The organism is Paraliobacillus zengyii (genome assembly GCF_003268595.1).
GTDB lineage: Bacteria > Bacillota > Bacilli > Bacillales > Amphibacillaceae > Paraliobacillus_A > Paraliobacillus_A zengyii.
Genome location: NZ_CP029797.1, coordinates 3,518,016 through 3,543,656, shown reverse-complemented (window position 1 = coordinate 3,543,656; position 25,641 = coordinate 3,518,016). Strand labels below are relative to the sequence as shown.

Sequence of the window (25,641 nt, the reverse complement as noted above, 5' to 3'; positions counted from 1 at the left end):
TATAAAGCTCTACAAACTATGAGGCTTCTTCTAATCTTCTTTTTAAAGATTAGAAAATTATTATTCATTGCCGATAAAACTAAACGACGATGGTATTGTTAATAAAAATAGATTTTACAAAAGCTACACAAAGATATCTAATAAAGAGCGCGTTTCAATTTACGTGAAATTCTAGCATTAATTTAGGTTGAATTTCTTTAGCTAATAAAACAAATTGAATGGTGTAATCCCCCTTTGGTAACATATCTATACTTACCTCATAACTAATATGGCCCCCTGGTTTGACCGGAAAGGTGCTTGGTAATTTTGGCGATTGGTTATCTTTCGGTGATTCTTGTACTACTTGTCCATCTTTATTTTTGATTTGATAACTAAAATGTCGGGTTGATGCAAAATGAAATGTAAACATATTAGTGGACTCATTTGTAATGGTAAAGGTAACTGTCTTATTAGGCTCATCATATAAAATTATTGGAACCATATTATCTATTACATTTGTTTCTTCTATTTGGATGTCTTTTGAAGGTGTTGTAGACAACTTGATGTCCATATTTTTATACCCCCCTATCAAAATAAGTAGAATGATTAATATTGCATAAATTTTAGTCATATCTAATTCCCTCTTTTCTCACATATTTAAATTCACTATTCTATCTACAAATCCCTTCTTATTTAAAATAAAGTCATTAAGTTCAAATGCCGAAAAGAAATATTGTTTATGAAAAGAGCTAGAACAAAAGAAAGAGTGTAAAAAAAGAATAATTTATTGTGATAACTTGTCTAAAATAAAAGTCGTATTTCCAAGCCTAAAAGAGAATTATTAGAACCTTTGTAGACTTTTATGAACTTTACTTGAAAGGATATATTGTTCGCTATTTCTATGCTATAAATAAATCTATTATTTAAATTTTTCCAATAAATAGGGTTGTATAGAGAATAGGTCGAAGGAGGGAAATGAAATCCTATTACATAAAAATGGGGAGGTCATACTTTGTTAATTGCAAAAAAAGCTTTATATAGTTTGGTAGTTTTAAGTATTATATGTGGTTTAGTTAGTAATATGTCTCTAATTGAGGTGAATGCAGCAAAAGAAACTACGGAAGAAGAATATATTTATCCATTTATGAAACAGCATGCCAGTGGCCCTTTTGATATAGGTATAGTTAATCAAGATAAAATCCTGTTAGCTTTGATAGAACAAGGGATTATTGATGGTAGTTTATCTAAGGAAAAACAAGAAGAGCAATTGAATGAATATTTACTAAAGCGGTCTGAAAATGCAGAAGAATTAGCTGTTGACCGACATGACCAAAAAAAGCTCAGGAATGAGTTATTAGAACAGGCAGATCTAAAACAAGTACCTGCTGGTGTTGCGAAACAGTCAGAAGAGAGCGGTGTTAAAGCAAAATCGAATGGCATTGAATCAATTGTAGAAGAAAGTTGGGACGGGGCAGTACAAACGGATGAAGTTCTTGTTTTATTAATTGATTTTGCTGATTATCAAAATAGTAATATTACAGAAGCGGATAATCCAGTGTTACTATATGATAATTACACAAAGGAACACTATGAAAATATGGTATTTGCAGATGAAACGTATAAGGGAGGAAATGGAGAAGACTTTATCTCGATGAAGGCTTTTTATGAGCAACAATCTGGTGGTAGCTATACGATTGATGGCCAAGTAGCAGGTTGGTATACAGCAGAACATCCGGCCGCTTATTATGGAGCAAATGAGCCTGCTCCAGATGGTAATGACATTAGGCCGCGTGAATTAGTAAAAGAGGCATTAGCGCAAGCTGCTGCTGATCCATCTATTAATCTAGCTGATTTTGACAAAGAGGATTTATACGATTTAGATGGTGACGGAGATTATCGTGAGCCAGATGGTATCATTGATCACCTAATGATTGTTCATGCAGGGACTGGTGAAGAAGCTGGTGGAGGAAGTTTAAATGGGGATGCAATTTGGTCCCATAGTTGGAATTTAGATGCCCCGACAGTTGTCCCAGGTACAGAGGACGAAACCGATGTTCCATATTGGGGTGGTATAGCTGCTTACGACTATACAGTACAGCCTGAAGATGGTGCGGTAGGTGTTTTTGCACATGAGTTCGGTCATGATTTGGGATTACCTGATTCCTATGATACAAATAGTACGGCGGGTGGTGTTGGTGCGCCTACTGACTATTGGACTATTATGGCTGCAGGTAGCTGGGCTGGTTTAATTAATGGGACAGAACCAACTGGCTTTAGTCCTTATGATAAAGAGTTTTTGCAAAATAGGATGCCGGAATCGAATTGGTTTAAGGACGCTGAATATAGCTTAGACGATATAAAGGCTGGAGATATTTCGCTTAACATAGATCAAGCAAGTGTAAAAGGGACAAACGCTGATGCCGTGAAAGTGACCTTGCCAGATAAATTAACAACGATTAATACACCAACAAGTGGTGAATATCAATACTTTAGTGGAAATGGAAATGATCTTAACAATAGTTTAGTGACAACTATAAATCTGAAAGATGTGTCAAACGCTTCTTTTAAATTTAATGCTTTCTATGATATTGAACTAGATTGGGATTATGGATCTGTTCAGGTAAATGACGGATCTGGTTGGGTTGCAATTCCAGGAAACATTACAACGGATTCTGACCCCTATGGACAAAACCCTGGTCATGGGATTACAGGTGATTCAAAAGGTTGGATTGAAGCTGTTTTCAATCTAGATAGCTATGTCGGAAAGGAAATTCAATTACGTATTAATTATTGGACAGATGTTGCTGCTTCACTACCGGGTTTATATGTGGATGATTTAGAAGTTATCGCAAATGATACAGTGCTTCTAACTGATGATGCGGAATCTGAGGATACCATCTTTACTATGGAAGGATTCACTAAATCAGACGGTAATAAGAAGTCAGACCATTATTATCTGATTGAGTGGAGGAATTACGCAGCAGCGGATACAGCTCTAGAGCGGATCACGCGTGGTAATTCAGTAATGACTTTAGATCCAGGAATGGTTGTGTGGTATGTCGATAATAAATATGATAATAATTGGGTAGGTGATCATCCTGGTGATGGGTTCTTAGGTGTTGTAGATGCACATCAGGAAACAGCAGTATGGTCAAATGGTGAGACAGCTGTTACGCGATACCAAATACAAGATGCGGCATTTTCGCTAAATGAAACAGATAAACTGTTTCTGGATTATCTTGATATTAATGGGACAAGTTTAGAGATGGAATCCCAAGCCGCAGTCTCCGTGTTTAATGATGCGTTTGATTATACGAATCCAGGTCAAATATATGCTGGACGAAATGTGTTGCCTTATGGTTTGACGGTAGCGATAACTGATCAGGCACAGGACTTGTCGGTGGCACAGTTGTTATTAAATTATGAGACAAGAAAACCTACTTTATCATTTGAAGGATTGAGTGAAGTATACTCTAGCAAAGAAAGTCATCATTTACTTGAGCTGAAAGTGGCTGCATATGATCCTAATCTCAGTGAGGAAGTAACGGTTGAAACTGAGGTGATTGATCCAAATGGAGAAGTTGTGGCGACAGATGATCAATCTTTTGTTGCTGAAAATGAGGAAACTTCTTTAGATGTCAGTTTGAAGTTGCCAGAAGGAATATCATCTGGTATCTACACACTCAAAATGACAGCTAATGACGGTACGAATACTGTAACGGATGAAGGAACTTTTACAGTGGATAATGAAAAACCAACAATTGAAGTAGATCAAGATGGTAATCAAGATAGTAGTAAAGAAGCAAGTGTTAAGGTCAATATTCAAGAAGCAGAATCTGACTCTCTGCAATACGTCTGGTCTGAATCTGAAGATTTGCCGACTGACGGTTGGACTCACTTTGATAACGGTGATACGCTCAAACTATCAGATCAAAATGGTAGCTGGTATTTGCATGTTAGGGCAACGGATGCGGTAGGAAATGTACTAGATTGGCATTCACAAGAATTCACACTTGATAATACAATACCGGAAATCACTTTAGAAGGTGATAATCCATTAGTATTACAAGCTGGAGCTGCATATACGGAGCCAGGATACATGGCTATAGATGAAAGTGATGGAGATATAACGGATAGTGTTGAAATTACTGGAGAGGTTGACAATACAGTTTTAGGAGAATATATCCTAACATATCTCGTAACGGATACGGCAGGGAATGAAACAATTGCTGTTCGTAAAGTCCATGTTGTTGATGAAGAGGTTCCCTATATTGAACTGTCTGGTGATACTGTTATTGAACTACAGGTGGGAACGAGTTATCAAGAATTAGGCTATGTTGCGGAAGATAACTTGGACGGTGATATTACGGAACAAGTTGTTGTAACTGGAGAAATTGATACGGAAACAGTTGGAGAATATACCTTAGTTTATACAGTCGCAGATGAAAATGATAATGTATTTGCGGTAACGAGAACTGTTTTAGTGGTTGATCATACAGCCCCGATAATTGAATTAAAAGGGGATGCTTCTGTTACATTGGAAGTAGGTGCGGTATATGAAGATGCAGGTATTAGCGCTACGGATAATTACGATGGAGATGTAACAGATATCGTAACAGTTACAGGTTCAGTAGATACGGACGTACTTGGCGAATATACGTTGACGTATAAGGTGATAGACGAATCTGGAAATGAAGCAACGATTACAAGGACTGTCCATATTATTGATACACATGCGCCTACTATTGAATTGGCGGGCGTTGATCCTTATATTTTAGAAGCTGGCTTAGCTTATTTGGAGCAAGGATTTACAGCTACAGATAACTATGAAGGGAACATTACAGATAATGTTATTGTTTCTGGTAAAGTTGGTTTTGCTGTTGGAGAATATACCGTAAATTATACTGTAACAGATTCATCTGGAAATGAAACCACGGCAATACGTACCGTCAAAGTAGTAGATACAATAGCACCAGTTATTAAATTAAAAGGAAGTAATCCAGTTGAGATGGATAAAGGAACTACTTATAAGGAACCAGGTTACGTGGCGAGTGATCGTGCAGATGGCGACTTAACTGATAAGGTAAGTGTTTCAGGCGATCTTGATGTAGATAAGGTCGGTGCCTATACTCTAATCTATACAGTTAAAGATGCCTCTGGAAATGAAACGATTGCTAAGCGAATCGTTACGATTAATGCTCTAACAAAAGAGGAAGAGACTGACTCGGAAACGGCTGAAGATAACGATGAAGTGAAAACAGGTACAGAAACGTCTGGGAATAAAGGAGGAAAAACAGGTGCAGGTGAAGCTGTAACTGCCTCAACAAAAGGAGAAACAGCCACAAGTGGTAGTAATCTACCTAGCACGGCGACAAATATTTTTAATTTGGTTGGAATAGGAGTAGTTGTTCTCCTTATCGGTGGTTTATTGTTTATCTTTCAAAGAAGAAGAAAAGTTAACTGATTTACATTTTAAAGAAACCACGTGGCAAGCAAGCTGCGTGGTTTCTTTTATAAATACAGATAGTGCTAATCTTGTTTAAAGGTGACTTTACTATCAGTTAATGATGCTATTCTTGCTAAAGACTCGACATGGTAGCCTTTAGAAAGTAATGTAGTTGCACCTGGTTGAAAAGACTTTTCAATTAGTATGCCAATTCCACTTACTGTTGCTTTTGCCTGCTCAATAATTTCAGCTAGTCCAAGTGCTGCTTGTCCATTTGCTAAAAAGTCATCGATAATTAATACATGATCTCCTGGTTGAATATACTGTTTGGATACGGTAATGTCATTCGATTCCTTTTTAGTGAAGGAATAAACAGTTGCTGTGTATAAGTTGTCTATAAGCGTCAGTGACTTTCTCTTTCTAGCAAAAATAACAGGAACATTAAGTTCAAGTCCAGCCATTATTGCAGGAGCAATACCTGAGGATTCAATTGTTAATATCTTTGTAATTTGTTTATCGCCAAAAAGTTTAGCAAATTCGATTCCGATTTCCTTCATTAGGATTGGATCCATTTGATGATTAATAAAGGAATCGACTTTAAGTACATGATCACTTAACACAATCCCTTCAGCTTTAATTTTGTCTTCTAATAACTTCATTATATATTCCCCCTTCAATTAAATAAAAAAGCGACATACTCATAAGAGTAAGCCGCGGTTTATAATATAGACTCTATCTATCGAATAGATACAGAATTTTCAAAATTATAAATGCTTACTCATAGTCAGCCTATTTACGGTAAGCTGGTAGAAACGTGCAGGCCATATTCCTGCTTTTATACGAGTTAAATGAAGATCATTTAGTTACTTTGAATTATATAGGATTGAATGCAAATTGAAAACCTAATAAGTAAAATGAGCTAAAATCAAATGAGCTAAAATCCCTTTAATAGATCTTTAGTAAAATATTTTTTAAAAAAGTATTGCAAACGTTTTCTTGTGGTGCTATAATAAATTTATCAGTTAGGAATGTTACCGCTTTCGGGCATAACCTGAACTGGTTTGAACGCCACATTTACGTGTGTGTGCTCAAATCAGTTCGGGTTTTTTGTTTTTAAAATATAATAACAGAAGGAAGGGTTTATTATGAAATACGAACAATTGTCAAAAGACATTATCCAAAACGTCGGCGGAAAAGAAAACGTTATCAGCGTTGTTCATTGTATTACACGTTTACGTTTTAAGTTAAGAGATGAAAGTAAAGCAAACACAGAAGTCTTAAAAGATATGGATGGTATCGTTACAGTAATGAAGAGTGGTGGTCAATACCAAGTTGTTATTGGTAATCACGTACCAGATGTATTTAAAGAAATTGTTGAACTTGGTGGATTCCAAACTGCTGCAACTGAAGAAGAGGAAGATAATTCAAATCAAAGCATATTTAATAAATTAATAGATATTATTGCTAGTATATTTACTCCTGTACTTGGTGTGTTAGCAGCAACAGGTATGATCAAAGGTTTTAATGCACTATTTTTAGCTTTAGGTTGGTTAGAAGATACTTCAGGTACGTATCAAATATTAAATGCTGTAGGGGATTCATTATTTTACTTCTTCCCAATATTCTTAGGATATACCGCGATTAAAAAATTTGGTGGATCACCATTTATCGGTATGGCAATAGGTGGTTCGTTAGTTTATCCTGATATTACAGCTCTATCAGCAGGTGAACCATTATATACTTTGTTTGCAGGTTCAGCGTTATTTGAAGCTCCGATTTTTGTTGAGTTTTTAGGTATTCCAGTAATTCTTATGACATATTCATCATCTGTTATTCCAATTATTTTAGCAGCATTCTTTGCATCAAGAGTAGAAGGATTCCTTAAGAAATTAATCCCTGATGTAGTAAAAGTATTTGTTGTTCCATTCTTAACGCTTATTATAGTTGTACCAATAACATTTATGGTAATTGGACCAATTGCAACTTGGGCGGCTAACCTTATCGGTATGGCGACAAATGGTATTTATGATCTAAGTCCTATTATTGCAGGAGCATTCATTGGAGCGTTCTGGCAAGTGTTAGTTATCTTTGGTCTACACTGGGGTCTTATACCAATTGCTATTAACAATTTAACAACATTAGGTTCAGATCCAATCTTAGCAATGATGTTTACAGCTTCATTTGCACAAACTGGTGCTGTAATTGGTGTTCTAATGAAAACGAAAAACAAAAAAATTAAAACATTAAGTATTCCAGCAGCTATTTCAGGTATCTTTGGTGTAACGGAACCAGCAATTTATGGTGTTACACTTCCACTGAAAAGACCTTTTATTATAAGTTGTATTGTCGCTGGTCTTGGTGGTGCTGTGCTAGGTATTGCAGGTACAAGAGGTTATATGATTGGTGGATTAGGAATCTTTGGTATACCATCTTACATTAGTCCTGAAGGAATGGATGCAGGATTCTGGGGTATGATCATTGCAATGATAGGTGCGCTTGTTTTAGGTATCGTTTTAACGTATCTATTCGGTGTGAAAAACGAAAAGACTTCAGAACAAACGGTTAAAGAAGAAACAACTACACCTGCAACAGATAAAGTGGTTGTAGAAGAAAAAGCAATTAATGGAGAAGTTATCGCTAGCCCACTTGCTGGTGAAGTAAGACAATTATCAGAAATTAAAGATGAATCATTTGCTTCAGGTGCAATGGGTAAAGGGGTTGCGATTGAACCAATCGAGGGTAAATTATTCTCACCAGTTACAGGAACAATTACAGCATTATTCCCTACCAAGCATGCACTTGGAATTACAACAGAAGATGGTGCAGAAATTCTGATTCATGTTGGTATGGATACTGTTAATCTGGGTGGTCAATATTTCACAAGCTATGTAAAACAAGGTGATATAGTAGAAAAAGGTAAATTACTTGTTGAATTTGATCTAGTTGAAATTAAGAAAGCTGGTTATCTTGTAACAACACCAGTGATTGTAACCAATCCAGATAACTATGCGGTAATTTCCTTTACAGAGCAACATATAGTTAAACCAACAGAAACATTAATTACGCTAAAAAATGAGAATTCTGGAAATTAAGATAAGGCAGTTTAATAAGTAATAAACAATATGACAGCAAGGTGTGAGTACTGACTGATACTCTCCTTGCTGTATGTTGTTTCTACATAAGAAGTTGATAAACGTAAATAGGAGGAATGAAATATGACAAATAAAACAAACTTTCCGAAAGATTTTTTATGGGGTGGTGCAATTGCCGCTAACCAAGTAGAAGGCGCATATTTAGAAGGTGGAAAAGGGTTAACTACAGTGGACCTTTTGCCAACTGGAAAGGAACGTTTTCGTATTATGTTAGGCAATATAGATTCTTTCGAGCCAAAGGAAGGCGTCTATTATCCATCTCATGAGGCAATTGATTTTTATCATAAATATAAAGAAGATATCGCATTATTTGCTGAGATGGGATTTAAAAGCTTACGTTTATCAATAGCTTGGTCAAGAATCTTTCCAACTGGAGAAGAAGAAGTTCCAAATGAAGCAGGATTAAAATTTTATGACGATGTGTTTGATGAATTGTTGAAATATAATATTGAACCAGTTGTCACAACGTGCCATTTTGATGTACCTGTACATTTAGTTGAGAAGTATGGTAGTTGGAAAAGCAGAAAAATGATTGAACTTTATGAAAAATATACAAAAACAATTTTCAAACGTTATCAAGATAAAGTGAAATATTGGATGACATTTAATGAAATCAATATGCTACTACACCTTCCTTATATGGGAGCGGGTATTGTTATAAAAGAAGGTGAAGATAAAAATCAAGTGCTTTATCAAGCAGCGCATCACCAATTAGTGGCAAGTGCTTTAGCGGTTAAAGCATGTCATGAGATAATCCCTGATGCCAAAATTGGTTGTATGCTTGCAGCTGGAATGACTTATGCTTATTCATCAAATCCTGACGATGTTTGGAAAGCAATGGATAAGGATAGGGAGTCATTCTTCTTTATTGATGTACAGTCTAGAGGAGAGTATCCAGGATATGCAAAGCGTTTCTTTGAAGATCAGAACCTTGATATTAAGATGGAGGATGGTGACGAAGAAATTTTACGTAATAATACAGTAGATTATATCGGATTTAGCTATTATGCTAGCCGCTGTACCAGTGTTGATCCAGAAGTATTAAAAGATCAAACGGCAGGGAATGTTTTTGAATCTGTAGCAAATCCATATTTAAAAACATCTGAGTGGGGATGGACAATTGATCCTAAAGGTTTACGTATTACAGCAAACCAGTTACATGATCGTTACCAAAAACCATTATTCATTGTGGAAAACGGTTTAGGTGCAGTGGATGTGCCAGAAGAAGATGGTAGTATAAATGATGACTATCGTATTGATTACTTACAGCAACACTTTGTTGAAATGTCTGAGGCAATTAAAGATGGTGTTGAAATTCTTGGTTATACAAGTTGGGGACCAATTGATATTGTAAGTGCTAGTACTGGCGAGATGAAGAAACGTTATGGTTATATTTATGTTGATAGAGATAACGAAGGAAATGGTACCTTGGATAGAAAGAAAAAGAAAAGTTTTGATTGGTACAAGCAAGTAATTAAAACAAATGGATCGAATTTATAAGCGTGATTTTAAGGAGAGCGAAACGAGCTCTTCTTTTTTATCGAAAGAAAGTCTAAAAAAACTGAGGTCTAATAATCAAAAAAATATTTTACTTACGCAACGAATTAAAAATTCTATTAGGTCACAATTTTCATCAACTGCGACTTAATAGAATTTCCTGCCCCGCTCCTCAAGTGAAATTGACTCCCTTTTCGCAGGCATGGCTTCAGCTAAATTTGGAAAGCAAAAATCGCTTTCCAAAGTGGATCTTCAGCCCGTGGGATTGCGATTACTCATCCCATCGAAAACATTTGCTGTTCCAGCAGGAGTGTCGTCAATTTCACTTGATACGCTAGTACCCGTCTGCTCATCACTAACAGTGAGTATAAATGTGAACGTAAAGTGATGGGTTCTAATCAAATTTTGAAAGTAACAATCAGCATGTTAATTGTTACTTTCAACCAGATTAATTCATCTTATCTGTCCATACTGATATCGTTTGTAATTAGACGCCAGCTACGGAAGCAAATGGTTGTGCCCACCGGAAAGCGAAAACATTTGATGACGCGACGGGTTAGGATATACGTCGCAGTTTCTATTGACTACGAAGTTTTAAATAAACACAATACATCAAATTATTTTGATCTAAAGTATTGTGTTTTTAAAAATAAGTAATATAATGAGGATACATCAATTTTATTTGATATATTAGAGGAGGTAAGGTTGTTGCAGACAAAACAGATAAATAATAAAGTTCAATTCGAAACGTATGAATTAAAGTTTAAGGCATTAGCAGATCAGTTACGGTTACAAGTTATGTATGAACTTAATCAGCATGGACAGCTATGTGTTTGTGATTTAACGGAAAAGGTAAATTTACCACAATCTAAATTATCATATCATCTAAAAATTTTGTTGGACGCGAATCTAATAGAACGAGAAAAGATTGGTACATGGAATTATTATCGTTTAAATGATAAAGAAGTCAAAGGTCTATTGTCCGAAGAACTATGTTGCATATTTTATCCGAGTAAAAAATAATTTTTTTGCGCCATACATCAATTTTTTTTGATGTAATGTGTAATAAAAAGATTATGAGAGGAGTTTTCTTTATGAATGGATGGACAGATTTTATAATAACGTTTGTTACGCTTTTTCTGGAATTAGCAGTTTTATTTATTTTTATTAGCTTTTTAATTAGTTTGTTACAGCAAAATATATCAGAAGATAAGATAAAACGGATGTTAGATCGACCCAATAAATTTATCAGCTATTTATATGGTGTTGGTCTAGGAGCAATAAGCCCTTTTTGTTCATGTTCGACCATACCTATATTAGCAGGATTATTATCGTCTGGCGCTCCTTTTGGCCCAACAATGACTTTCTTAATTGCATCGCCATTATTAAACCCAGTCATTATCATCCTGATCGGGACATTGATGGGCTGGAATGCAGCATTATTTTATACGGTAATTGTAGCGATATTTGCAATTTTAATTGGAGTTGTTTGGATGACATTAGGTTTAGCAGATTTTGTGAAAGAAGTTCGTGTACGAAAGAGTAAAACAGAAACAGAACACAACACAGAACAACCAAAATGGAGAGTAGCGTTGCAAGATGCTTGGGGATTCTTTTATCCTGTTTTACCATTTTTAGTAATTGGCGTTCTGATTGGCTCTTTCATTCATGGCTTTCTACCAGAAGAAATAATTGTACGTTTTGCGGGTGGAGATCAGCCTTGGGCAATTCCGGTCGCCTCTATTATTGGTATTCCAATGTATATTCGTGCGGAGGCTATTCTACCAATTGCGGACGCGCTGGTATCAAAGGGAATGGGGATCGGCTCGATAATTGCGCTTGTAATTGGTGGTGCAGGAGCAAGTATTCCTGAAGTGGTATTGCTTAGTAAGTTATTTAAACGAAGATTAGTTATTGCATTTTTGATCTCAATTTTATCAGTGGCAATCATAGCTGGTTTTATTGCACAATCGATACTTTAAGGAGGTGAAAGAGATGACGGAAAAGAAGTCTGTTTTTAGTAAACTATTTGTAAAAAAGGAAAAAGACTGTTGTAATGTGGAAATTGAGGAGGTGAACAAAAAGGTCGATTGGAGTGAAATTGAAAAGAAAAGTGCTGATAAATCCTGAAGGACTTCTGAAAATTAGTCTGGTAGTCCTTCAGGATAGAACATCAATAGAATAGTTTAAGAGCAACTTGTGAAAGTTATAATCTTTTGGTAATGAACGCACCTAGTTCGATGAAAATAAACAAAAACATCATGTAGACTATTAGGATTTCGATTTCGATTGTTTTAACACCTATTGCGAAAAGGATAAGGAGTAGAGCACTACTACCAAATAACACTATATACAAAACAAGCAAAAAGTATCGTTTAAATAGTAAAAGACTTCTCTCATCTACTGTTGGTACATTCCCATGTTTTTTCTTGCGATAGTAGGATTGCAAAAAGACAATTCCAAAGCCGCCTATTGTGCCGATTAAACTATATGTGATTATTTCCAAAAGTGATAAGGGAATCTCTTACCCTCCTTTTTTCAATTAAATATAGGCCTAAAAATCCTCCAAATTGAATACAGATAATTAGGAACACATACATAAGTATTTGATGCTTTTTCTTCACTTTTTGGTTTCTCCTTTCTCTAAATAGAATAAAGTTTCAAATGGTATATCAAAATAGCTAGCTAATTTTAAAGCAAGTTCTAAACTAGGATTATATTTATTTTTTTCAATTGCATTAATAGTTTGACGCGTGATTTGTAAGTCTTCTGCCATTTTCACTTGTGTAATCTGTCTGCTTTTACGTACTTCCTGAATGTGGTTGATAACCTTCACGAGCCACGCTCCTCTCATCAAAAAAGTGTCAAAATATCTTTACATATATAATGCTAACTTTATTTTAATACGTTAGAATAAAAGCAGATAACAGGAAAGGATAGATGTTCATGAAAACAGTGGCAGTATATTGTGGTTCTAGTAAAGGGAATAACCTGATCTATATGGAACAAGCAAGAAAGTTAGGTGAAATTCTAGTAGCAAATGGAATAGATCTCATTTATGGTGGAGCAACGGTAGGGTGTATGGGTGCTGTGGCAGATGGTGTTCTAGAGGCAGGAGGAGAAGTAATTGGTGTGATTCCTAAAAAGTTAGCTGACGTTGAAATCGCTCATCAGAACTTAACCGAAATACATGTAGTAGAAACGATGCATGAAAGGAAAGCGTTAATGGCTGAATTAGCGGATGGTTTTATAGCATTGCCTGGAGGTTCTGGGACATTAGAAGAGTGGTTTGAGGTATTCACTTGGGCTCAACTTGACTACCATCACAAGCCGTGTGCACTTTTAAATATAAATCATTATTATGATCCAATCGTAGCGCTTTTTGACCACATGATAGCTGAAGGCTTTGTCAAAAAAGAATATAAAGAGCTAATTATTTTAGAGGAAAACGTTGATACTTTACTAAGTAGGATGACGGACTATCAACCGCGCTATATAAATAAATGGTAAACAAATAAAAAAGTAAGGCAGAAATCACATCTGCCTTACTTTACTGAGCTTTTTTCTATTTCTTGCTGTTTTAGTTCTCTACGCAAAATCTTACCACTGATTTTTGTTTTAGGTAATTCGTCCACTACTTCAATTTCTCTTGGGGCAGAGTGAGCTGCCAATTTATTTCGAACGAAAAGACGGATTTCTTCAATTAATTCAGTTGAACTAGTGTATCCAGTTCGCAATGTAATAAATGCTTTCACAATTTCACCGCGTAATGCATCAGGTTTACCAATTACGCCAGCTTCTGCAACTGCAGGGTGTTCAATCAATGTACTCTCAACTTCAAAAGGTCCAATTCTTTCGCCAGCGGAGTTGATCATATCATCATTTCGGCCTTGGAAAAAGACGTATCCTTCCGAATCTTGAATAGCTAGATCACCTGAAATATACCAACCTTTATATTGGAAGTAAGAGTTGTATTTGTCGTGGTTCCCCCAAATTTCTTTCATTAATCCAGGCCATGGCGTCTTCACAGCTAACTGTCCTACTTCACCGTTTGGGACTTCTTTACCTTCTTCATCCAAAATGCCAACATGAATTCCTGGAAATGCCCTACCCATGGATCCAGCTTTAATTGTTTCCGAAGGTAAGTTCACAATTAGATGTCCACCTGTTTCGGTCATCCACCATGTGTCGTGAATGCGTAAGTTCAAAGTATTCCATGCCCAGCTAATTACTTCTGGATTTAGTGGTTCTCCAACACTTAGCACGTGACGAAGGGATGATAGATCATAGTTTTTATGAAGATCTCCCTGAGACATTAACATGCGGAAAGCTGTTGGTGCACTATACCATGTTGTAACATGTAACGTTTCAATCAATTGGTACCAATCTTCAGCTTTAAAACGTCCACCTTGTATTACGATTGTTGCTCTGTTAAGCCATGGAGCGAACAGACCGTAAACACTTCCGGTAACCCAACCAGGATGTGATGTACACCAATATACATCGTTTTCTTGTATGTCCAGCACCCATTTTCCTGTTTGGTAGTGATGAATGATCGATCGGTGGGCATGAAGTACACCTTTTGGTTTGCCGGTTGAACCACTCGTATAATGAATAAGCAAACCATCTTCGGGATCTACCCATTCAATCAAGGATGTATTATTTTCTGTAACATATGTTTTCGATTCAATATCTTCTGTATATAAAATTTCTTTTAATGAGGGAATTAGTTTTTTCTGTACACGTTTCCCGAGATTTTTATCAGTAATTAATAAATTCCCTTGGCAATCATTGATACGATCTTGTATTGCTTCATCCATAAAACCTTCAAACAACGGACCAGCAATTGCACCTATTTTAATTACTGCTAAGATAGAGATATAGCATGCAGGATTTTTTGGTAAAAAGATAAAAACACGATCGCCTTTTCTTACGCCATTTTCTTTTAAAATTCTAGCGTAATGATCTGTTTTTTCTTTTACCTGTTGGAAAGTAAGTGAATAGCTTTCCTCTTGATCAACATAATGTAGCGCGATTTTATCACCATAACCATCGGCGACGTGCCGATCAATTGTTTCGTAAGCTGCATTCATTTTCCCTGTCTTACCATAATATAAAGCTTCTTTAGCTTGATCCCAGTCGAATGTATCTTTCGTTTTTTGATAATTTGATAGATTATATACTCCATTTACAGGAGTCAGTTCAATAGCCATCGCTGCTTTCCCCTTTGTCTGTTTAACATTATTCTATCTCTAATTTGTTCGATTAAGGTCTAAACTTTGTAATATATCAGATTTGCATTTTGCGAGTTCCTGACTTCCTCTATTTCTTGGTCTTTGTTCGGTTAAGGTTATTTCACGATCAACTTCGCCAGGTTGACCACGAAGGATAAGGATTCGATCACATAAATAAGTAGCTTCATCTATATCATGCGTTACGAGTACAATAGTTGATTGATATGCTTTCCATATATCCAGAAGTAGGTCCTGTAGTTGCATTTTCGTAAATGCATCTAACGCGCTAAAAGGTTCATCTAATAAAAGAATTTCTGGTGATGTTACGAGTGCACGTGCAATTGCTACGCGTTGAGCCATTCCTCCTGACAATTGACGAGGGTATAGATTTTCATTACCAACAAGCCCAACGTTCGCAATATATTCTTTCGCACGTTTCTCTCTAGTTGCTTTATCACCTTTTAGGCCAAAAGTGACATTGTCTAATACGGTCAGCCAGGGTAATAGGCGTGGTTCTTGAAAGATAAATCCTGTGGTATCATGTACACCTTTAGAGGTACTTCCGTTAATTTCGATTTCCCCTTCGTAACCATCATCCAAACCAGATATTGCACGTAATATCGTGCTTTTTCCACAACCACTTGTACCTAGTAAGCCAATTATCTCTCCAGGTTGAACAGATAAATTAACATTTCGGACGGCTGTGTTTCCGGCAAAGGTTCTGCTAACGTTACGTAATGCTAAGCTCATGTCGGTTTCCCCCTGTTATGTTTTTACGAATCGATCTTGCCAGTGTAGTGAGCGTTCTTCTAAAATCTTTAGCAACCAGTCTGATAATTTACCAATAATTGCAAAGAGAATAATACTGGAGATAATCGTTTCTGGTGATAGTGTATTTTGTCCTAATACAAGTAAATATCCTAGACCTTGACTTGCCCCCATTAATTCTGCTGCAACAACGAACATCCAACCAAGTCCTAGTCCACTGCGTAAGCCAATTAAAAAAGAAGGTAAGGATGCTGGTAATATAATGCGATGTACTTGCTGAAAAGGCGTTAATTTATACATTTTTCCAACTTCAATTAATTTCCGATCTACACCTAAAATACCGCTAACAAGATTTAGATAAACGGGGAAAAATACCCCGACTGCAATCATCGTGATTTTAGATGTTTCCCCGATACCCATCCATAAGATAAATAAGGGTACCCATGCTAGTGATGGAATCGAACGAAAGGCTTGTATAATTGGATCAAATAATTGTTCCGCTTTTTGATAGAAACCAACAAGAGAACCTAATAGTATGGCTACAAGTGTTCCAATTACAAAACCAGCAAAGACACGATAAACGGTAATGCCAATATGCCCCCATAATTCGCCAGTCTGGCCCATTTCCAGAATGGTTAAGAATATTATTGAAGGAGCCGGGAGTTGGTAGGAGGGGAAGACCCCCGCTTTACTTAGAAGCTCCCAGAAGATAAGCAATATAACTGGTAATATACTGCCTAAAATAATAGTTTGTGAACGTTTATTTCTAGCTTTTTTAAGTTTATCCTTTTTCACTTGACTCGTAACATATGCACTTGAAACATCAGCTTCATTTTTAGACATTTGTTATTCCTCCCACTTATTCAACTGTTTCTTCTGCAAAAGCGGGGTTAATTAATTCATTCGTAAGTTCCTCGATATTAGCATCTGCATCAATAACTTCCCCATCTTGCAAAATGCCTCCAGATTCAATTAATGCTTCGATATGAACATCACCAGGAATTGGATTAGAAAAATCATTTCTTTCTAATTGGATTTTTGCAACTTCTACATCAATATCTGCTTCTTCAGCTAATAATTCAGCGGCTTCCTCAGGGTTTTCAAGGATCCAATTTCTAGCTTTTTCGTATACTTTAATCACACGATTTACGTAATCAGGATAATTTTCAGCGAATTCATTTCTTACGTTTAAGAATCCATACGTATTAAAATCAGCATTACGGTAGAACAATTCAGCGTCTGCTTCAATTTCCAGTCGTGCCATATGAGGATCAAGTCCTGCCCATGCGTCAACTTGCCCAGAAACAAGTGAGGATGCACCGTCGCCATGTTGTAAGTTAACAATTTCTACTTCATCAGGATCGATATTTTCAGCTGCCAATGCACGTAGTAGGAAAATATACGGATCTGTTCCGATTGTTGCTGCAACCTTTTTACCGGTTAAGTCAGCTACTGACTCAATGTCAGAATCGGGATTCGTTACGAGTGCTGTCCATTCAGGTTTTGAATAGATATAAACATTTTGAATTGGTGAACCATTTGATTTAGATATTAAAGCTGCCGCTCCAGCTGTAGAACCGAAGTCGACACTATCACTATTCAAGAATTCTAAAGCTTTATTACTTCCTTGACTTAATGCCCATTCAATCTCAATACCTTCTTCTTCAAATTCTTCCTCAGCCCAACCGAATTTCTTTAAAACTAAACTAGTTGGAGAGTAGTATGCGTAATCTAAACGGATTTCTTCTGGACCTGTTTCTTCTCCACTTGTATCAGATGAACAACCTACAGCTATTACCAATACAACACCTACAAGAATAATTGCAAGAAAGCTTCTAACATCAATCAATGCTATTTTTTTCAATTTTATTTGCCCCTTTGTTTTTACTAATCGACTTTTATCTCTATAAGCCAATTATAGTTTCATTTAAATTTCACATGCATATGTTGAAATTGACCCGCGTAAACGTTGTGCCTCTTTATACGTACATCTGTTATGGATTACTTCTAATCCTGCTTCGCTGGCAATTGCAGCAGCTTCTGGTGAGACCACACCTTCTTGCAACCAGAAGACTCTTGGTTTGACTTCAATTGCTTCTTTTGCAACGCCAATTGCTGCTTCTGGACTTCTGAATACTTGAACAATGTCAATCGCTTCAGGGATACTCTTTAAATCTGGATAAGCTTTTTCACCCAATATTTCTGTTTCACGTGGGTTAACTGGAATGATTTTATAACCGAGACGTTGCATTTTTCTTGCTAGACGGTAACTTGGTCTTGCTTCTTTACCGCTTAATCCAACAATGGCTAACGTCTTTTGTCTTGTTTTTTCAACGCCATCTATTTCAAATCGTTCGTAAGGGGAGTTTAACGCCCATTTAATGATTCCTTCATCGTTGATGACAATGTCATTTGTTTCGCCTTTGCCAATACCTGTTGCCTTAACTAATGCTTGATTTAGATCATGGATAATATCATCAAGCGATTCAAGACCTACAGATAATCTTACCAATTCTTCTTTAACACCAGTTTCAATTAACTTCTCTTTTGATAATTGTTGATGTGTTGTCGAAGCTGGGTGAATTATTAATGATTTAGCATCTCCAACATTGGCTACGTGTGACCAGAGCGAGACATTATCAATCAATTTTCTTCCTGCATCTCGGCCACCTTTAATACCAAATACGAGAATGGAACCAAAACCATTATTTAGAATATCCTTTGCTAAGGCATGTGAACTGTGACTTTCAAGCCCAGGATAATCAACCCAATCAACTGCTGGATGGTTATCTAAATAGTTGGCTAGTTTAATTGCATTTTCATTATGGCGCTGTACACGTAGATGTAAAGTTTCTAATCCTTGGATAAGTTGGAAAGCATTATATGGACTCAATGATGCACCAAAATCACGTAACAATTGCACACGGACTTTCGTACTAAATGCTAAAGTGCCGAAATCTGTTGCATAGCGAATACCGTTATAGCTTGGATCAGGCTCTGTGAAAGTTGGGAATTTTTCTGAATTCCAGTTAAATCGACCACCATCAATGATAATTCCACCGATTGTAGTACCATGTCCGCCTATCCATTTGGTAGCAGAGTGTACGACAATATCGGCACCGAGTAAAATAGGTTTACACACATACGGCGTGGCAAAGGTATTATCGATAATTAATGGTACACCAGCCTCATGTGAGATTTCAGCTACTTTCTCTACATCCAAAACATGTAAGTTAGGGTTACCGATAATTTCACCGAAAACTGCTTTTGTTTTATCAGTAATTGCATCTTTAAAATTATCTGGATTACTTGGATCAACAAATTTTACATTGATTCCGTATCGAGGTAACGTTATAGCAAAAAGATTATATGTTCCACCGTATAAGTTAATCGCTGCTACAATTTCATCTCCCGCACTGGCTACATTTAAAATAGATAACGTAATGGCAGACATACCAGAAGAAGTCGCAACAGCAGCTACACCATCTTCTAATAGAGCTAACCGTTTTTCGAAAACTTCAACAGTGGGATTGCCAATTCTTGAATAAATGTTACCTGGTTCATCAAGCGAAAATAATCGTTCTGCGTGTTCAGAGTCATGAAATACATAAGAAGTAGTTTGATAGATTGGTACTGCACGTGAACCAGTTGTTGGATCGGGAGCTTGCCCGCCGTGTAATGCTAAAGTTTCGATGTCATACGTTGTGTTTTTTTCTTTTGTCATAGTAAAACCCTCCTGTAATGTTATAAAAAAGCCCTCTTCTTTAAGAAGAGGGCGGTAAATGCATGCTCTTCTTATCTATCAGAATGAATCTGCTGGAATTAGCACCTTTTAAGTAGTAACTTAATGGTTGCTGGGTGTCATCGGGCCAGTCCCTCTACCACTCTTGATAAGAGTTATTTTGTTTTATTTGCAAGAAAAACCCTCTTTCAACTGACGATGAAAGAGGGTTTTAATCCGCGAATTACTTCATCATCCAAAGCTTATGCTTTGCTGGTAGGGGCACCTTGCTGAGCAGGTTGCCGTGGAGTCGTTAAGCCAGATCTTTCGTCCACTCTTTATAAATGTTTAATGTTAAATAGAGTATACCACAGATATCTTATGTGTCTAGTGGGTTTTTTAAATTTATTTGAATATTCTTTATAAAAAGATATTATTTGTTTACATACATAAACCGTTCCATATAGTAAATAAAAGCTTGATTGTAGTAACTAGCAAAATAATAGTCCCCATTATGTCCGGCATAAGGCATCATTAGTAAAGTAGCTTGCTCATTTCCATTCTCTCGATACGCTTCATAGAAATCACGAGAAATAGATGCGTCAACAATGCCATCTGCGTCTCCTTGGAATATGAGTGCCGGCGGACTATCTTCTTTAACTAGGAGAGATGTATCCATAAACGAATCAGAACCGGCTATTCCAATATTTTTAGCTAATCCATTGGCAGGATAAATCGGGATAATACCATTTACATCAAGTTCAGGGTTTAAAACATCTTGATAATTCTCACTTGTAAGGCCTAAACCAGCTGCATTTGCTAATTGTCCACCTGCAGATGCCCCAGAGATAAAAACGGAGTCTAAATTCGCATTATAATCATCATTGTTTTCAACTAAATAATTAGTAAAAAGACCGATGTGACGGACCATATCATCAAGAGAGAAGTCAGCAACGATATTTTCGGGGACTGGTGCAAATTCAACAAATTTATCCTCACTACTTAATCCGTACTGAATATCAAATACTACATAGCCTTGACTTGCGAAGTACTTATTAACTGCTGCATTGTTAGATGATCCTTTGTCACCAATTGTCCAACCGCCACCATGAATTCGAATTAAAACAGAGCTATTTCCAGGCAATTGGGCTGGATTTGATGTCGGTAGATAAGCATCGAAGTGTAATTCAATTCCTTCATCCACACCCTCTGTTCCTGAGTAGAATAAAGTGTCTTGTTCAAGATTATAGTTTTCAGTTGATAATCCGAAAAAGTAAGCCGGTAATGAAAAAGGTACGTCTAAAAAAGTATCTGTCATACTATCAGTTAATGAATTTTGATCCGCTTCATTTAATGTGTTTGAAAAGTCATTTTCCATCTCTGAAAAGGTTAATACGGTTGTAACGAGAGGAACAGAAAAGGTGATAGAAACAGCTATTCCTATAATAGAAGTTATGATACTAATAAACGAAAGGTTTTTACCAGTCCGCATTCTAAGAATCAGTGCGACGATTGCTAACGTTATTAAACTGAAAAACAAAGCATATCCAGGAACGAATAATTCAACAATGCTACCATTATTTTCTCCTCTTATTAGTAGAAACGATACATATGCTCCTAAAAGCAGACAGAGTATCCATAGACTTATCATCAGGATATGGAAGAATCCCTTCTTATCTTGCGTCATTGTGTTGCTAAATCTTATGTATCCCATGTTATTTAGACTCTTACGTGTCGTTCCTGCTATTATCCCGCCTAAAATAAACAAACTAAGTAATAGAATTATAGAAACCATACTTCGTGAAGTTGTATTTAAAGGATCAAAAGAAGCGATGGAGTTTAGAATAGGCAAGAGTAACATTATTAAGATTGTGAAGGTTAAATAGAAGTAATCGAGACCCTTCTGATTACTAGGAATAGCAGCCACAATAAAGTTACCTAAAAGAGTTAACATCATAAAAATACCGTAGATATTCCATAACCCATTTGAACTATCAATTAATAGATAAACAATTCCTGCTATAATCGTTAAGCTATTTGCTAGTATAAGCATGCTAGAGAAGCTACTTGCAAAAGAACGACTAGGCTTCGTAAATAGGTTTGTTTGGTTTAATTGTTTATTTAATGAAGTGCGCACGTTCAGTTCTCCTTTTTGTTTACTTACATTTTTTTCTTTGAGCCATGTTAATTTTAACATGAATACATATTTTAAGTAACTCAACTGTCGCAGAGTGAAACTGAAAAATAAGTCTTACCATTCAAAGCTAAAGTTGACTTCATGCTCCTTTCATAAGCATCACTGTGCTTAAGTTTTTTTACAAAAATAGATACTAAATTCCAGAGTTAGAACATATACTCTCTAAAAGTATGCATAAATGTTAGGGGATGAGAATGTAGTGAAACATATTTTAATCATCAACGGTCATCAAAAGTACCCACATAGTAAAGGGGATCTAAATCATACTATCTTTCAAGCAATAATTAAAAAATTAGAAACAGTATATCAAATAGATACAACGATTGTTGATCAGGGGTACGATATAACAGAGGAACAGGAAAAATTCTTATGGGCAGATATTATCATTTTCCAAACTCCTATTTATTGGTTTAGTGTACCAGGTAAATTCAAATCATATTTTGAACAGATCTATAAGCGAGATCTCTTTTTTACAGGCGGAAAGGGTTATGGGTGTGGTGGATTGTTAACGGATAAACAATATATGTTCTCTACAACATGGGGTGCACCGGAAGAGGCGTTTTTAAATAAAGCGGAATTCTTTGATGGGAAAGCTATTGATGATGTATTACTTCCGCTTCATAAAACACAGGAATTCACTGGGATGAAGCAATTAAAAACTTTTTCTGTTCACAAGGTTAAAACCCCTGATATAAGTGGATATCTAGAAAAGCTTGATAAACACTTAGAGGAAGTATTTGATTTATCGTAGTGCTACCCAAAACCTAATTACTTTAATTTTCACCTTACAATAGTGAAAACAGTGTCTTAAAAAGGCGCTGTTTTTTTATTTGGTGTATAGATATTTTTAAAATATAAATAATAAGTGAATATATTAATGTGTTTGATAGCAGATAAAGTTGAAAATGTATTACTATATGTGAATTTTAGAAGGAAGGAGATGAAATATGAACAAACAGAAATGGTTCCATTATGGAATAGAAGATGTAGTGGAGAATTTAAATACGGACAGAAAAACTGGACTTACGATTAAAAATGTAGATAAGCAACAAGAAAAATGGGGTAAAAATGAACTGCCAGAGCAGGAAAAAGATCCAGTATGGCTAAAGTTTATTCGACATTTTAAAGATGTATTAATCTATGTATTATTAGTAGCAGCAGTTATTACAGCGATATTAGGACATTATATTGATACGGTTGTTATTATTCTTGTCGCGTTAATCAATGCAACAATCGGCTATATTCAGGAGAATAAAGCGGAGAAAGCATTGGAAGGGATTAAAAACATGTTATCGTTGCAAGCAACAGTTATTCGTAACGGAGAGCGTTCAGATATACCATCTAATGAACTAGTACCAGGGGATCTTGTTATATTGCGAGCCGGTGATAAGATACCAGCTGATGTTCGATTAATACAAGCAGATAATTTAAAAATAGAGGAATCACCTTTGACGGGTGAGGCGATTTCAGTAGACAAAAATACAGAACCTTTACCAGAAGATACAGTATTAGGTGATCGGACAAATTTGGCTTTCTCAGGTACATCTGTTGCGAGTGGTTCTGGTAAAGGTCTTGTAGTGGAAATTGGAGAGCATACGGAAATTGGTAAAATAAACAAATCAATTACAGAAGTGGAGGAAATTCAAACACCACTGCTACAACAAACTGCGAAATTTGGAAAGATGATCTCAATTGTTATTTTATTTTTAGCAGCAGCGTTATTTGTTTTTGGTTCTCTGTTTCATGATTACGAAATGGGAGAATTATTACTAGCGGTAATTGGTTTAACTGTTGCAGCTATTCCAGAAGGTCTACCAGCTATATTATCAATTATTTTAGCGCTTGGAGTTCAAACGATGGCGAAAAAGAATGCCATTATGCGTAACTTGCCTTCTGTTGAAACATTAGGAGCAGTATCGGTAATTTGTTCAGATAAAACGGGAACATTAACGAAAAACGAAATGACAGTACAAGCAGTGATGACTGCTAAAGCAGAATATCGTGTTACTGGATCGGGTTATGCCCCAGAAGGAAGTATACAAACTGGTCAAAAGGAAGTTAGCGTTACTGAAAATCAGGTTTTACAGCAATTTTTAACCGCAGTAAAAACAGTAAATGATACAACGCTTAGACGTAATAAGAAGGATGAATGGGTTATTAGTGGTGAGCCGACAGAAGGTTGTTTAATAACATTAGCTGAAAAAGCTAGTGAACCCGTTGCACGACTTGATGTAATTTCAAAGATCCCGTTTGATTCTTCTTATAAATATATGGCGGCACTTGTAGAAGAAGATGGCCAAAAAATCATTTATGTAAAAGGTGCTCCTGATCGATTGTTTGACATGGCAAACTTGAAAAACGATACAGAAGACCGTAAAATGTGGGAAGACAAGATGCAGAGACGAACAGAAAAAGGGGAGCGTATAATAGGCGCAGCAATGAAATATGTCGATGCTTCTACAGAACAAATTGACCATGAAGATATTATAGATGGATTAACAATGCTAGGATTAGCTGGTATTATGGATCCCCCTCGCGAAGAAGCAATAGAAGCGGTTAAAGAGTGTAAAAAGGCAGGAATCCAAGTGAAAATGATCACGGGAGATCACAAGGAAACTGCCATCGCGATTGCAAGGAAGATGGGTATTACAAATAATGAACGAGCAATTGAAGGTCGCGATTTAGATAATATGTCTGAAACAGAATTACAAGATACTGTAGAAGCATATGATGTGTTTGCCCGGACAAGCCCAGATAATAAATTACAATTAGTTAAAGCATTACAGGCGCGTGGTCATATAAGTGCTATGACAGGTGATGGAGTAAATGATGCACCAGCATTAAAAAGAGCAGATATTGGTGTGGCCATGGGTATAAAAGGTACAGAAGTTGCGAAAGAAGCTTCACAAATGGTTTTAGTAGACGATAACTTCCGCACAATTGTTAATGCAGTTAGTGAAGGAAGACGTGTTTACGATAATTTGAAGAAAACAATTCTATTTATTTTACCTACAAACGGTGCGGAAGCTTCATTAATATTTGCTAGTATATTATTTGGTATGGTTATGCCTTTGACACCAGTTCAAATTTTATATGTCAATATGATCACAGCAGTAACGGTATCATTGGCTATTGCTTTTGAAAAATTAGAGGCTGGTGCAATGGAACGTTCACCAAGAGGTCCAGATACCAAATTGTTAAGTGGTTACTATATCTTTCGGATAATTTTTGTTTCCTTATTAATAGGTGGTGGAATTCTTTGGATGAACGCAGATCTGCTTGGTGATGGTTATGATATTGCAGTTGTGAATACAGTAACCTTGCATGCATTAGTAATTTCGCAACTTTTCTATTTGTTTAATTGTAGAAATGAACGTGATTTTGCATTTAATAAAGATTTCTTCTCCAATAGAGCAGCGTTTATGGTTTCAGGCTTGCTATTATTAATTCAATTAGGTATTACATATTTACCATTTATGAATACGATCTTAGGAACAGTTCCAATAGATTTGGTGTATTGGCGTTTTCCACTAATCATTGGTGCTAGTGTATTTGTTATTGTAGAAATAGAAAAATATATTACACGAAAAATTGCTGGATTGAGGTAATAAATAATAAAAAGGCTTCTGTCTTGTTAAGACAAAAGC

General features: G+C 36.1%; 19 protein-coding genes and 3 riboswitches. Of the genes, 9 read left to right on the top strand and 10 right to left on the bottom strand.

Annotated elements, in window-relative coordinates:
* Nucleotides 1–154 precede the first annotated feature (154 nt).
* The gene (locus tag DM447_RS17335; protein ID WP_157967317.1) at nucleotides 155–550 is read right to left on the bottom strand and encodes a BsuPI-related putative proteinase inhibitor; all 396 of its coding nucleotides are present in this window, start codon (nucleotides 548–550) and stop codon (nucleotides 155–157) included.
* Between the two features lie 441 nt (nucleotides 551–991).
* Here DM447_RS17335 and DM447_RS17330 point away from each other — a divergent pair, with 441 nt between their 5' ends.
* Complete coding sequence (locus DM447_RS17330) at nucleotides 992–5,443, top strand: immune inhibitor A domain-containing protein (RefSeq protein ID WP_112182431.1); 4,452 nt, start codon at nucleotides 992–994, stop codon at nucleotides 5,441–5,443.
* A 65-nt stretch (nucleotides 5,444–5,508) separates the two neighbouring features.
* Here DM447_RS17330 and DM447_RS17325 read toward each other — a convergent pair whose 3' ends face one another.
* The gene (locus DM447_RS17325; protein WP_112182430.1) at nucleotides 5,509–6,084 is read right to left on the bottom strand and encodes a xanthine phosphoribosyltransferase; all 576 of its coding nucleotides are present in this window, start codon (nucleotides 6,082–6,084) and stop codon (nucleotides 5,509–5,511) included.
* 102 nt (nucleotides 6,085–6,186) lie between these two features.
* A riboswitch (purine riboswitch) is annotated at nucleotides 6,187–6,288 on the bottom strand.
* A gap of 282 nt (nucleotides 6,289–6,570) precedes the next feature.
* Here DM447_RS17325 and DM447_RS17320 point away from each other — a divergent pair.
* The 5 genes from DM447_RS17320 to DM447_RS18730 all read left to right on the top strand — a co-directional run bounded on the left by DM447_RS17320 (nucleotide 6,571) and on the right by DM447_RS18730 (nucleotide 12,204).
* The gene (locus tag DM447_RS17320; RefSeq protein WP_112182429.1) at nucleotides 6,571–8,517 is read left to right on the top strand and encodes a beta-glucoside-specific PTS transporter subunit IIABC; all 1,947 of its coding nucleotides are present in this window, start codon (nucleotides 6,571–6,573) and stop codon (nucleotides 8,515–8,517) included.
* 123 nt (nucleotides 8,518–8,640) lie between these two features.
* Entirely contained in the window at nucleotides 8,641–10,077 is a 1,437-nt protein-coding gene (locus DM447_RS17315) for a 6-phospho-beta-glucosidase (protein ID WP_112182428.1), read from the top strand.
* 705 nt (nucleotides 10,078–10,782) lie between these two features.
* Nucleotides 10,783–11,097 (top strand): ArsR/SmtB family transcription factor, encoded by a 315-nt coding sequence (locus DM447_RS17310; RefSeq protein ID WP_369974629.1) that lies wholly within the window; start codon nucleotides 10,783–10,785, stop codon nucleotides 11,095–11,097.
* Between the two features lie 71 nt (nucleotides 11,098–11,168).
* The gene (locus tag DM447_RS17305) at nucleotides 11,169–12,056 is read left to right on the top strand and encodes a permease (RefSeq protein WP_112182427.1); all 888 of its coding nucleotides are present in this window, start codon (nucleotides 11,169–11,171) and stop codon (nucleotides 12,054–12,056) included.
* 13 nt (nucleotides 12,057–12,069) lie between these two features.
* On the top strand, nucleotides 12,070–12,204 hold the full coding sequence (locus DM447_RS18730; RefSeq protein ID WP_255421354.1) for a hypothetical protein: 135 nt from the start codon (nucleotides 12,070–12,072) through the stop codon (nucleotides 12,202–12,204).
* Between the two features lie 76 nt (nucleotides 12,205–12,280).
* Here DM447_RS18730 and DM447_RS17300 read toward each other — a convergent pair whose 3' ends face one another.
* Entirely contained in the window at nucleotides 12,281–12,580 is a 300-nt protein-coding gene (locus DM447_RS17300; RefSeq protein WP_112182426.1) for a hypothetical protein, read from the bottom strand.
* Between the two features lie 114 nt (nucleotides 12,581–12,694).
* Nucleotides 12,695–12,910 (bottom strand): helix-turn-helix transcriptional regulator, encoded by a 216-nt coding sequence (locus tag DM447_RS17295; protein WP_112182425.1) that lies wholly within the window; start codon nucleotides 12,908–12,910, stop codon nucleotides 12,695–12,697.
* 110 nt (nucleotides 12,911–13,020) lie between these two features.
* On the opposite strand from DM447_RS17295, the gene DM447_RS17290 reads away from it, so the two are divergent.
* A complete protein-coding gene (locus tag DM447_RS17290; protein ID WP_112182424.1) occupies nucleotides 13,021–13,584 on the top strand; it encodes an LOG family protein in 564 nt (187 codons plus the stop codon).
* A gap of 35 nt (nucleotides 13,585–13,619) precedes the next feature.
* On the opposite strand, the gene acsA is transcribed toward DM447_RS17290, so the two are convergent.
* From acsA to DM447_RS17260, 6 genes are all read right to left on the bottom strand, one after another.
* On the bottom strand, nucleotides 13,620–15,287 hold the full coding sequence (gene acsA, locus DM447_RS17285; RefSeq protein ID WP_112182423.1) for an acetate--CoA ligase: 1,668 nt from the start codon (nucleotides 15,285–15,287) through the stop codon (nucleotides 13,620–13,622).
* Between the two features lie 39 nt (nucleotides 15,288–15,326).
* Entirely contained in the window at nucleotides 15,327–16,058 is a 732-nt protein-coding gene (locus tag DM447_RS17280; protein ID WP_112182422.1) for an ABC transporter ATP-binding protein, read from the bottom strand.
* Between the two features lie 15 nt (nucleotides 16,059–16,073).
* Entirely contained in the window at nucleotides 16,074–16,919 is an 846-nt protein-coding gene (locus DM447_RS17275) for an ABC transporter permease (RefSeq protein ID WP_112182421.1), read from the bottom strand.
* 16 nt (nucleotides 16,920–16,935) lie between these two features.
* The gene (locus tag DM447_RS17270; protein ID WP_112182420.1) at nucleotides 16,936–17,940 is read right to left on the bottom strand and encodes an aliphatic sulfonate ABC transporter substrate-binding protein; all 1,005 of its coding nucleotides are present in this window, start codon (nucleotides 17,938–17,940) and stop codon (nucleotides 16,936–16,938) included.
* A 63-nt stretch (nucleotides 17,941–18,003) separates the two neighbouring features.
* Nucleotides 18,004–19,800: a PLP-dependent aspartate aminotransferase family protein gene (locus DM447_RS17265; RefSeq protein WP_112182419.1), complete on the bottom strand. Its 1,797-nt coding sequence runs from the start codon at nucleotides 19,798–19,800 to the stop codon at nucleotides 18,004–18,006.
* 68 nt (nucleotides 19,801–19,868) lie between these two features.
* Nucleotides 19,869–19,973: riboswitch (SAM riboswitch) on the bottom strand.
* Between the two features lie 70 nt (nucleotides 19,974–20,043).
* Nucleotides 20,044–20,144, bottom strand: a riboswitch (SAM riboswitch).
* 86 nt (nucleotides 20,145–20,230) lie between these two features.
* A complete protein-coding gene (locus DM447_RS17260) occupies nucleotides 20,231–21,934 on the bottom strand; it encodes an alpha/beta hydrolase (protein ID WP_157967316.1) in 1,704 nt (567 codons plus the stop codon).
* A gap of 259 nt (nucleotides 21,935–22,193) precedes the next feature.
* Between DM447_RS17260 and DM447_RS17255 the strand changes: the two genes are divergently transcribed.
* Together DM447_RS17255 and DM447_RS17250 are read left to right on the top strand one after the other, a co-directional pair.
* A complete protein-coding gene (locus tag DM447_RS17255; protein ID WP_112182789.1) occupies nucleotides 22,194–22,745 on the top strand; it encodes an NAD(P)H-dependent oxidoreductase in 552 nt (183 codons plus the stop codon).
* 196 nt (nucleotides 22,746–22,941) lie between these two features.
* Nucleotides 22,942–25,602: a cation-transporting P-type ATPase gene (locus DM447_RS17250; RefSeq protein WP_112182417.1), complete on the top strand. Its 2,661-nt coding sequence runs from the start codon at nucleotides 22,942–22,944 to the stop codon at nucleotides 25,600–25,602.
* Nucleotides 25,603–25,641 lie beyond the last annotated feature (39 nt).

What these genes read in the sequence shown, in the direction of transcription:
- DM447_RS17315 (WP_112182428.1), top strand. Translation starts at nt 8,641, where the DNA reads ATGACAAATAAAACAAACTTTCCGAAAGATTTTTTATGGGGTGGTGCA.
- DM447_RS17250 (WP_112182417.1), top strand. Translation starts at nt 22,942, where the DNA reads ATGAACAAACAGAAATGGTTCCATTATGGAATAGAAGATGTAGTGGAG.
- DM447_RS17325 (WP_112182430.1), bottom strand. Translation starts at nt 6,084, where the DNA reads ATGAAGTTATTAGAAGACAAAATTAAAGCTGAAGGGATTGTGTTAAGT.
- DM447_RS17280 (WP_112182422.1), bottom strand. Translation starts at nt 16,058, where the DNA reads ATGAGCTTAGCATTACGTAACGTTAGCAGAACCTTTGCCGGAAACACA.
- acsA (WP_112182423.1), bottom strand. Translation starts at nt 15,287, where the DNA reads ATGGCTATTGAACTGACTCCTGTAAATGGAGTATATAATCTATCAAAT.
- DM447_RS17290 (WP_112182424.1), top strand. Translation starts at nt 13,021, where the DNA reads ATGAAAACAGTGGCAGTATATTGTGGTTCTAGTAAAGGGAATAACCTG.
- DM447_RS17275 (WP_112182421.1), bottom strand. Translation starts at nt 16,919, where the DNA reads ATGTCTAAAAATGAAGCTGATGTTTCAAGTGCATATGTTACGAGTCAA.
- DM447_RS17265 (WP_112182419.1), bottom strand. Translation starts at nt 19,800, where the DNA reads ATGACAAAAGAAAAAAACACAACGTATGACATCGAAACTTTAGCATTA.
- DM447_RS17305 (WP_112182427.1), top strand. Translation starts at nt 11,169, where the DNA reads ATGAATGGATGGACAGATTTTATAATAACGTTTGTTACGCTTTTTCTG.
- DM447_RS17320 (WP_112182429.1), top strand. Translation starts at nt 6,571, where the DNA reads ATGAAATACGAACAATTGTCAAAAGACATTATCCAAAACGTCGGCGGA.
- DM447_RS17335 (WP_157967317.1), bottom strand. Translation starts at nt 550, where the DNA reads ATGGACATCAAGTTGTCTACAACACCTTCAAAAGACATCCAAATAGAA.
- DM447_RS18730 (WP_255421354.1), top strand. Translation starts at nt 12,070, where the DNA reads ATGACGGAAAAGAAGTCTGTTTTTAGTAAACTATTTGTAAAAAAGGAA.